Genomic DNA, 8,951 nt, shown 5'->3' with positions numbered 1-8,951 from the left:
GGTGATTGCCCAGCACGAAAACGGTGCCGGACAGCACCTGGTGGTTTCCGATACGCAAAATCGTCACCGCGTCCTGTTTGCGCGTAAATTACCACATGCGGTTGCGGGTTATGTTGTTCCTGACGATGCAGAGCTTGCGGTTCGCGTGGCAGCTCTCAGTGGATTTCACCGTTTGAAGGAAGGGGCGCCGACAATGGCGCACCATCGGCTCCTCAAGCCATCCGATTACAAACGCTACAGGCTGGGCATGCTGCTCGCCATCCTCGACTTGGTCGAAGACGCATCGCCAAGTCACTTGACATTGAGAGAAGTCGCCCAAGCACTGATCTATCCAGGCATGAAGATCGGACGCGCGATCGACTGGAAAACATCGTCGCATCGCCGCCAGACACAGCGTCTTGTCGCTGAGGCGCACCGCATGGCGGATGCGGGATATCGTCACTTACTCAATCCCTCAGGGAGCAAGCCCTCCGCGTAGCAACTTGCTTCGTAATCGTCTGAGCCCGGCTGGCTGAACGGTCACAGGCTAGCCGAGTATCAGGCCTAGGTCCTTGCAAAGGCTTTCCAAATTCTCCGAAGCCGTTATGCTTTTTCTTTAGTCGCGCGATCTGCGTTTCGCGGTAGACGTCGCAAGAATCCCGAACCTTCGGGGGCGCAACAGAAGCAGCTGGAACCGGTGCAATGGAAGCGCCGGGACCGGTAACCAGCAGGCGATCGGACGGCGGCGTGTTGGATAGCGTCCTGCCGATCGGACGGGCAGGACTATGCACGCTTATTTTGCAGAGGAATTCGCATCCGAACTGGTCAATGTCCAGTCTAACAAAGAACTCGACCAGGCGCTGAAACAAGTCTCTCGGCGGCTTGGCTTCGACCACTTCGCCTTAAGTCTCGAGCTGCGTTCAGGATCGTGCGAGGCTCCCGGTTTGCTCCTGCACGATTATCCGGACGAATGGGCCAAGGTCTATGTCGGGTTCGATCTGGCCGGACAGGACCCGGTCCGAAGAGCGTGCGACAAGACATTTGTCGGTTTTGCATGGGGGTCTCTGGGCGAACTGATCCCGCTAACTCGCGGTGATCGCCAGATGCTCGCAGTGGGCCGCGAATGCGGCATCGGCGACGGCTACACTGTCCCGCGGCATTTGCCCGGCCTGGCGCGCGGCACGTGTACATTCGCCGTCTGCCCCGACCGAGACCTGCCACGAAGACGGTTTGCAATGGCAGAAATGGTGGGAACTCTCGCATTGAGCTGTGCCTTGGGACTGGGTTCGGCTCAAACCGGAGAAACCGTCCCGGTGTTAAGCGACCGGCAGCGCGAATGCCTCTTGTGGGTCGCACGCGGCAAAACCGCAGCCGAGACGGCCATAATACTGGGGATTGCGACCGAAACCGTCATCCAGCATCTGAAAATGGCGAGAGAACGCTATCAGGCCCACTGCAAGCAATCTCTTATTGTTTCGGCGCTTTTCGATGGTCTGATCGGCTTTTCAGACATCATCAGATGGCGCGATGCGGGGTAGATGCGAGTGCCGCTAAGCCGCGTCGATCAGGCACGGCATCTTAGCACCAACCAATAAGCGCGGCTGGTTGACGATTGGGTTGACGCTATCGGCCTCAAACCAGAAGAATATGGCACGCACTCACTGCGGAGAACCAAAGCCGCGATCATCGTGGAGGCCACCGCCAACATCCGAGCAATTCAAATACTGTCGGTGCACTCAAAGATTGAGAACACGGTTCGCTACTTTGGTGTCGACATTGAAGACGCGCTAACGCTAGCGGAGAAAACAAAAATCTGACTGCTGTTGGACGCCAATCGCTACTCGGCTGGCGTCCGTAATTGAGGTGGTTTTGCGACAGTCCGCTTTTGGGTGGCTAAGGAGCGATAGCTGACATTGAGACGAGCATTCCAGGCGCAGCAACGCGCCCTCATTCCAGCCATTCAAACCCCAGGCGAAGCTGCCTGAAAGCTGCCATTGCTCCAAGAACAGAGAGACAGCAGCGGCGCCCGAGGTCCAATTTTGAAATCAGGACACGGCTTGGCCAAAACCCGGTGTTAATTGCAATTATGCCGTTTGGCTCAGCGTCTCCTATGGCTAGGCAGAAAATTTATATCCGAGAATCTTGCTCCATGGTTAGAAGGTTGGCAGAGAGAACACCATGTCACGCCTTTCCAACAAGATTTATGGTTGCGTTTTGATCGGTGGCCGCTCTCGCCGTTTTGGCGGTATGGACAAGAGTCAGCTGCTTATTGGTGAAGCAACGCTGCTTGATCATGTAATTCGCAGGGCGCAATGTCAGGTCGAGGACCTGGCCCTGAGCTCGGGCTCAAGCGAGCGAACTGATGTTGCGTCCTTCACCCTGCCGGTGCTGAGAGACGAATATGATCAAATCGGTCCGATGGCCGGACTTCACGCATGTTTGAAATGGGCGCAACGTGACGCGGGATATATCGCAACCTTCGCCTGCGATACGCCGTCATTTCCAGCCGATATGGTGAAGAGGCTGGTCCAGGCCGCCCACGCCAGCAAGGCTCCGATTGCGTTGCCCAGAAACAGGGGCCGGGTCCATACGGCGCTTGGGCTTTGGTCCACCGCCTTACTGCCCGAGCTGGTGCGCGCTATCGACGCGGAGAAATTTGCGTTTACTCGTTGGGCAATGGATAACGGTGCGGCGCTGGTCGATTTCGAGGATACTTCCAAGCTGGAATTTTTCAACATCAATACACCGGAAGATGCGGAGCAATATCGGCACTTGCTGGAACAGTGACATCTCTTGCTTGCCGCGCCGCTTCACCGATCACCATCAATGCCGGACCGCTACCAAGTGCTGAACTTCCCGAAATTGCCAGGAGATTCAGGCGGGTAAAAAACTGGCGCTCCTCCGGCAAGCTTGCGTTTTCGACCAGCAGCACCGGCGTATCCCTGCGCAAGCCTGCCGCGATCAGCTTCTGCGAGATCCTCCCTGCAGCAGCCTTGCCCATATAGATCGCGAGCGTTGCTTTGGCATCGGCGAGGGATTTCCAGTCGAGGTCCAACTCCTCTCCTGCGCGCGCGTGAGCGGTAATGAAGGTCAATTTGCGCGCAAGGCCGCGTAGGGTGAGCGACAGGCCTGCGCTCGCCGCGACCGCCGATGCAGCGGTGATCCCGGGACAAATGCGGTAGGGTATGCCGTGTGCGCGGCACGCTTCGATCTCTTCGGTCGCACGACCGAAAATTGACGGGTCGCCGCCCTTCAAGCGAACCACTCGCTCACCCGCTTGTGCAGCATCCACCACCATCTTGCTGATAGTACGCTGGTCTTTCGAATGCCTGCCGGATCGTTTGCCCACCGGAACCAATCGCACGGAAGCCGGGACCAATTCCAGGACTCCCCTGCCGACCAGGGCATCATAAAGAATCACGCTGGCCGCCTTAATCAGTTTTTCTGCCTTGCGCGTCAGCAAATCAGGATCGCCAGGGCCTGCGCCTACCAGCCATACTGTTCCAGACGGAATGAGTATGTCAGTCACTTTGCCGCCTCCAACTCATGGGCACGGGCCTCTGCCAACAGCTTTGCCAGTGCAGGGCGGCAACTGCCGCAATTGGTGCCGGCATTGAGTGATGCACCAACGCCCTCGACGCTGGTAAGCGACTGGTCGGACACGGCCTTGATAATCTGCTTTGTGCCAACATCGAAACAGACACAGACGATAGCGCCCCGGTCGGGTTGGGCCTCCCGGGGCCTGCCCGCTAGCAATGACGGTGTATCGGATTCCCCTTCACATGCGAGTTGGGTAGCGATCCACTCGCGCAGAGGAAGCTCGCCATTGCGGGTGAGGAACAAGGCCGCAGCGAGCATGCCATCGGCCGACCTGACGGCAATTCGCCGCATTCCGCGCTTCAGGTCGACTGCTTCCATGCGCTCGCCTTCGGGCAGAAGAAATTCGACATCGATATTGCCTTCGCCTGCCAGTTCGGTCAGCCAACCACCGGCAATCCGGGCGCTGGACCAATAGAGTAATGCTGGCAGGACTGGACGTGACCGGCTGACCAGAAAAGCGCGCCATTCAGGCGTTACAACAGTGACATCGCAGGCACTGTTCTTAAACGCTGGTTGCCCGGAAACCGGATCAACCGTCTGGTTGGGCAAGCGATTGGCGCGGCCGCCGCTGCTCATCTGGTCAGTCCAGTGCATCGGGGCGAACACCTCGCCCGGGCGTTGGTTGTCGGTCAAGAGCACGCGAAAAATAGTGTCACCCTGCGGCGTTGAAATGCGGGCAATCGAACCATCCAGGACATGGCGGGAGGCAGCATCAGCCGGATGGATTTCGACCAATGCCTCGCGGCGGTGCCCGGACAATCGCGGGCTAAGGCCGGTCCGGGTCATCGTATGCCATTGATCGCGGTACCGCCCGGTGTTGAGGCGCAAGGGAAACGCGGGGTTGGCAATAGGGGGCGAGGGCGAAATCACCGCGACAAGCCGAGCTTTCCCGTCCGGAGTGGAAAATCGTCCATCCGCAAAAGGCGTAGCGCCGCCCCAAGCCTTCGGCGTCCAATCCTTATAATCGTCGTCACTTGTCCCAGCCCATTCGGACAAATCCAGCTTGCGGCGGCCGCAGTTGCGAAACCCGGTCTGAGCGGCATATTCACGGAATATCGCTGCCGGTGTTGAGAAGTCGAAAAACTCGGAAAAGCCCATTCGTTTGGCAACCTCACAGATCGCCCACCAATCGGCCCTGGTTTCACCGGGAGCCGCAAAGAACGCGCGTTGCCGACTAATTACCCGCTCGCTGTTGGTGACGGTACCATCCTTCTCACCCCAAGCCAGCGCGGGTAATTTCACATCGGCCAAGGCGGTCGTATCGGTTTGCGCGATGACATCGGACACCACGACAAATTCGCAAGCTGCCAACGCTTCGCGGACATATCCCGCGTCCGGCATGGAAACAGCAGGGTTTGTCGCCATAATCCAGATCGCCTTGATCTTGCCGTCATGCACAGCGCGGAACATATCGACTGCCTTCAGGCCGGGCTTTCGTGCGATTGTCGGGCTGTTCCAAAAGGTCTTGGCAGCCTCGCATTCAGCGTCTGAGAAGCCCATGTGGACGGCGAGCATGGAGGCGAGACCGCCAACTTCGCGCCCACCCATGGCATTGGGCTGGCCGGTAATGCTGAATGGCCCCATGCCTGACAAACCGATCCGGCCCATCGCCAGGTGGAGATTGGTGATGGCGTTGCCTTTGTCTGTTCCGCTCCGCGATTGATTGGCGCCCTGACTGAACAGGGTGATCATCTTGGGATGCGCTGCCACCAGATCGGCAAATTGAGCGAACAGCTCTGTATTAATACCGGCTTCCTCGGGACTGCCCGCCAAGCCATCCCAGAACCTTTCCGGCACGTTTGTATGCGCCGCAAGATAATCGCGGTCGATCAGGTCGCGGGCTGCCATATTAGCCAGCAGCGCATTAAACAGGGCAACGTCGCCATCGGGACAGATCGGCAGATGAAGATCGGCGCATTCGGCGGTTTCAGTGCGGCGCGGATCAATCACGACCAGTTTGGTGCCGCGCGTAGCCCGCGCTTGTTCGATCCGCTGCCATATGACCGGATGGCACCACGCGGTGTTCGATCCGACCAACAGGATCAGATCTGCCGCTTCAAGATCATCATAGTTGCACGGCACCACGTCTTCGCCAAAGGCGCGGGTGTGGGCGGCAACCGCACTGGCCATGCACAGCCGACTGTTGGTGTCGATATTGCTGCTGCCGATGAAGCCCTTCATCAGCTTGTTGGCGACGTAATAATCCTCTGTCAGTAGCTGCCCCGAAACATAGAATGCCACGCTGTCCGGGCCATACTTGGTGATAGTATCGGCAAAGCGTGCTGCGACGAGGGCGAGGGCTTCGTCCCACTCGACTTTCTCGCCGCCGATCTCCGGGTCGAGCAGTCGCCCTTCGAGGCTGACGGTTTCCGCCAGATGCGTGCCCTTCGAACAAAGCCGCCCTGAATTGGCGGGGTGGGCCGGGTCGCCTGTGACCGTGATCTCCCGTTCCGCATTGACGTCGACATGGATGCCGCATCCCACGCCGCAATAGGGGCAGGTGGTGCAGGTTTCCGTCATTCTGCCCCGACCAGCGCTGCGGCGCGGTCGAGATAAATCCGGCCCGCGTCGATTTTTACCGGGATCACCGGGACACAGCCCTTGTCTTCTCCCAGCGCCTCGCCCGTGACAAGCGAGATGCGCCAGGCATGTAGGGGACACGTCACGCTGGTGTCGTGGACGATTCCTTCGCTCAACGGGCCATGCTTGTGCGGACAGCGATTGGCCAAAGCATGCACGCTGCCAGTCGAGGTGCGAAAGACGGCAATTTCCTGCCCTCCAAGCACTGGAAGTGTCCGGCCGCCAAGCGTTGGCAATTGGTCAAGCGGCCCGATATCGATCCAGATTGGCTGTGACATTACTGTGCTTTCTGCAGTGCAAGGGGACGGATTTCGGCGATGTGGCGATGCAGATTGGCTTCCGCGCCGGCGGCACGGTCCGCCCAGGGGTCTTTCTGCAGCAGGCTTTGCGCGTGGAGGAAGCGCGCCTGCAAAGCCCTGCGGCCTTCCCCATCCTCGACAATCCGATCCTTGATATATTCCATTCCGACGCGCTCCACCCATGGCGCGGTCCGGTCGAGATAGCAGGCTTCCTCGCGGTAGAGCTGGATGAAGGCGGCGATATATTCCAGCGCCATGTCCTCCGTTTCCACCTTGCACAGGAAATCGGTGCCGCGCAGATGGATGCCGCCATTACCGCCCACGCTTATTTCATAGCCACTGTCGACGCAGATAATGCCCAGATCCTTGATCGAGGCCTCGGCGCAATTGCGCGGACAGCCCGATACGGCAATCTTGAATTTATGCGGCATCCAGCTGCCCCAGGTCATCTGTTCTGCCTTGATCCCGAGGCCGGTTGAATCCTGCGTTCCAAAGCGGCACCATTCACTGCCGACACAGGTCTTCACCGTGCGCAATGCCTTGCCGTAGGCATGGCCGGAGACCATCCCCGCCGCATTGAGGTCTGCCCAAATCGCGGGCAAATCTTCCTTTTTGATCCCGAAGATATCAAGCCGCTGGCCCCCGGTGACCTTCAGCAGCCGCGCGCCATATTTCTCTGCCGCATCGGCAATCGCGCGCAATTCCTTGGGGTTTGTGACACCGCCCCATATCCGCGGCACGACCGAATAGGTGCCATCCTTCTGGATATTGGCGTGCATCCGTTCATTTACAAAGCGGCTTTGCGGGTCTTCTTGATGATCTTCGGGCCAGGCGCACAGCAGGTAATAATTGAGCGCGGGGCGGCACGAGGCGCAGCCATCGGGTGTGGTCCAGTGCAGTTCCTGCATGACCTCCGGGATCGACTGAAGCGCCTTTTCCAGAATGTTCCGCCGGACATCTTCGTGGGTGAAGCTGGTGCATTTGCACATCGGGGTTATCGTGCGCGCGCCGCCATAATCTTCGCCCAGCGCGATGCTGAGCAGGCTTTCGACCAAATTGGTGCACGAACCGCAGCTAGCCGAGGCCTTGCAACTCGCTCGCACGGCGTCGAGATTATCTGCGCCGCCGCCGATACAGGCGGCTACTTGTCCTTTGGAAACGCCGTTGCAGCCGCAGATTTCTGCGTCGTCGGACAATGCTGCAACGGCGCTGTCAGGGTCCAGCGATACGCCTCCTGATGCGAATGCTTGGCCAAAGATTAGCGCTTCCCGAATATCGGAGACATCTTCGCCGCGTTTGAGAAGATCGAAATACCAGTTACCGTCAGCAGTATCGCCATAGAGCACCGCGCCGACCAGCCGGCCCGCCTTGACCACCACCCGCTTGTAGATACCCCGCGATGCATCGCGCATGACAATGTCCTCGGCGTCTTCACCGCCGGAAAAATCGCCCGCCGAAAACAGGTCGATACCCGATACTTTCAGCTTCGTGGCCGTGACCGAGCCTTCATAGCCAGTCGGGTTTTCAGTCAGATGATCGGCCAGAGCGCGGCACATGTCCCACAGGGGGGCCACCAAGCCGTAGCAGAATCCGCGGTGCTGGACACATTCACCAACCGCCATGATCGCCGGATCGTCGGTAACCATGTGATCATCAACCACAATGCCGCGTTCGACAGCCAGTCCGGCAATTTTTGCCAGTTGGACCGAAGGCTTGATCCCTACCGCCATGACGACCAGATCGGCCGCAATGTCGGTTCCGTCCTTGAGGCGCACACCGGTGACATGGGATTCGCCCAATATTTCGGCGGTGTCGGCCTGCGTAAGGATGGTCTGGCCGCGGCTTTCCAACTCGCTTTTCAGCAGGAACCCGGCAGCTTCGTCCAATTGGCGTTCCATCAGGGTCGGCATCAGATGCAGCACGGTGACTTTCATCCCGCGCAGCGACAGCCCATGCGCAGCCTCAAGTCCCAACAACCCGCCGCCGATTACGACTGCGCTACCGCCATTTTCCGCCGCCGCGAGCATCTTGTCGACATCATCCAGGTCCCGAAAGGTGATCACTCCGGGCAAATCATGCCCTGGCACCGGGATGATAAACGGGTCCGATCCGGTCGCTATCAGCAGCCGGTCATAAGGTGTGACCCGGCCCGAGGCACTGACCACTTCCCTGGCCTCACGTTTGATCGCGATGATCGCGTCGCCGCTGACCAATTCGATATTGTTGTCATCATACCATGACTGGTCGTTGATGATGATTTCTTCGTAACTCTTGTCACCCGCCAACACTGGCGAAAGCATGATCCGGTTGTAGTTGACCCGCGGTTCCGCGCCAAAAATAGTCACTGCATAACGCAGGGGATCGCGGGCAAGGATTTCCTCGACCGCCCGGCACCCGGCCATCCCGTTGCCGATTACTACCAGCCGTTCTGTAACTGGGCTGTCCCTCCGATCACTCTCGAGCGTGTCTAGTATTGGTGCGTTCATGTCAATT

7 protein-coding genes and 1 pseudogene are annotated in these 8,951 nt (G+C 58.8%); 4 read left to right on the top strand and 4 right to left on the bottom strand.

The window, feature by feature from the left end:
* The 4 genes and pseudogenes from U0988_RS04820 to mobA all read left to right on the top strand — a co-directional run.
* Nucleotides 1-478 (top strand): DUF2285 domain-containing protein (locus tag U0988_RS04820; RefSeq protein WP_322291504.1); only part of this gene is annotated, 478 nt, incomplete at its 5' end.
* Nucleotides 479-764: 286 nt separating this feature from the next.
* Nucleotides 765-1,517: a LuxR family transcriptional regulator gene (locus tag U0988_RS04815; protein WP_322291503.1), complete on the top strand. Its 753-nt coding sequence runs from the start codon at nucleotides 765-767 to the stop codon at nucleotides 1,515-1,517.
* Between the two features lie 15 nt (nucleotides 1,518-1,532).
* Nucleotides 1,533-1,796: pseudogene (locus U0988_RS04810) on the top strand (tyrosine-type recombinase/integrase); the annotation flags it as partial.
* A 361-nt stretch (nucleotides 1,797-2,157) separates the two neighbouring features.
* Entirely contained in the window at nucleotides 2,158-2,766 is a 609-nt protein-coding gene (mobA, locus tag U0988_RS04805; protein WP_322291502.1) for a molybdenum cofactor guanylyltransferase, read from the top strand.
* Here the strand turns inward: mobA and cobA are convergent.
* The 4 genes from cobA to nirB are packed head-to-tail and all read right to left on the bottom strand — an operon-like array spanning nucleotide 2,717 to nucleotide 8,944.
* On the bottom strand, nucleotides 2,717-3,508 hold the full coding sequence (cobA, locus tag U0988_RS04800; RefSeq protein WP_322291501.1) for a uroporphyrinogen-III C-methyltransferase: 792 nt from the start codon (nucleotides 3,506-3,508) through the stop codon (nucleotides 2,717-2,719). The two genes, mobA and cobA, sit on opposite strands and share 50 nt — an antisense overlap.
* Nucleotides 3,505-6,099, bottom strand: a complete 2,595-nt coding sequence (locus U0988_RS04795; RefSeq protein ID WP_322291500.1) for a molybdopterin-dependent oxidoreductase — start codon at nucleotides 6,097-6,099, stop codon at nucleotides 3,505-3,507. The genes cobA and U0988_RS04795 overlap by 4 nt, the downstream gene beginning before the upstream one ends.
* Nucleotides 6,096-6,437, bottom strand: coding sequence for a nitrite reductase small subunit NirD (nirD, locus tag U0988_RS04790; protein WP_322291499.1), 342 nt, complete (start codon nucleotides 6,435-6,437; stop codon nucleotides 6,096-6,098). Before nirD ends, U0988_RS04795 begins: the two co-directional genes overlap by 4 nt.
* On the bottom strand, nucleotides 6,437-8,944 hold the full coding sequence (nirB, locus tag U0988_RS04785; RefSeq protein WP_322291498.1) for a nitrite reductase large subunit NirB: 2,508 nt from the start codon (nucleotides 8,942-8,944) through the stop codon (nucleotides 6,437-6,439). Before nirB ends, nirD begins: the two co-directional genes overlap by 1 nt.
* Between the last annotated feature and the right edge of the window lie 7 nt (nucleotides 8,945-8,951).

The sequence above is a fragment of the Allopontixanthobacter sp. genome (assembly GCF_034376665.1).
Classification (GTDB): domain Bacteria; phylum Pseudomonadota; class Alphaproteobacteria; order Sphingomonadales; family Sphingomonadaceae; genus Allopontixanthobacter.
Note: the sequence above shows the minus strand (reverse complement) of the source record. Positions and strands in the feature narration are given on the sequence as shown.

Bases quoted from the DNA above. Each gene is read 5' to 3' on its own strand.
- U0988_RS04815 (WP_322291503.1), top strand. From the start codon at position 765: ATGCACGCTTATTTTGCAGAGGAATTCGCATCCGAACTGGTCAATGTC.
- mobA (WP_322291502.1), top strand. From the start codon at position 2,158: ATGTCACGCCTTTCCAACAAGATTTATGGTTGCGTTTTGATCGGTGGC.
- U0988_RS04795 (WP_322291500.1), bottom strand. From the start codon at position 6,099: ATGACGGAAACCTGCACCACCTGCCCCTATTGCGGCGTGGGATGCGGC.
- nirD (WP_322291499.1), bottom strand. From the start codon at position 6,437: ATGTCACAGCCAATCTGGATCGATATCGGGCCGCTTGACCAATTGCCA.
- nirB (WP_322291498.1), bottom strand. From the start codon at position 8,944: ATGAACGCACCAATACTAGACACGCTCGAGAGTGATCGGAGGGACAGC.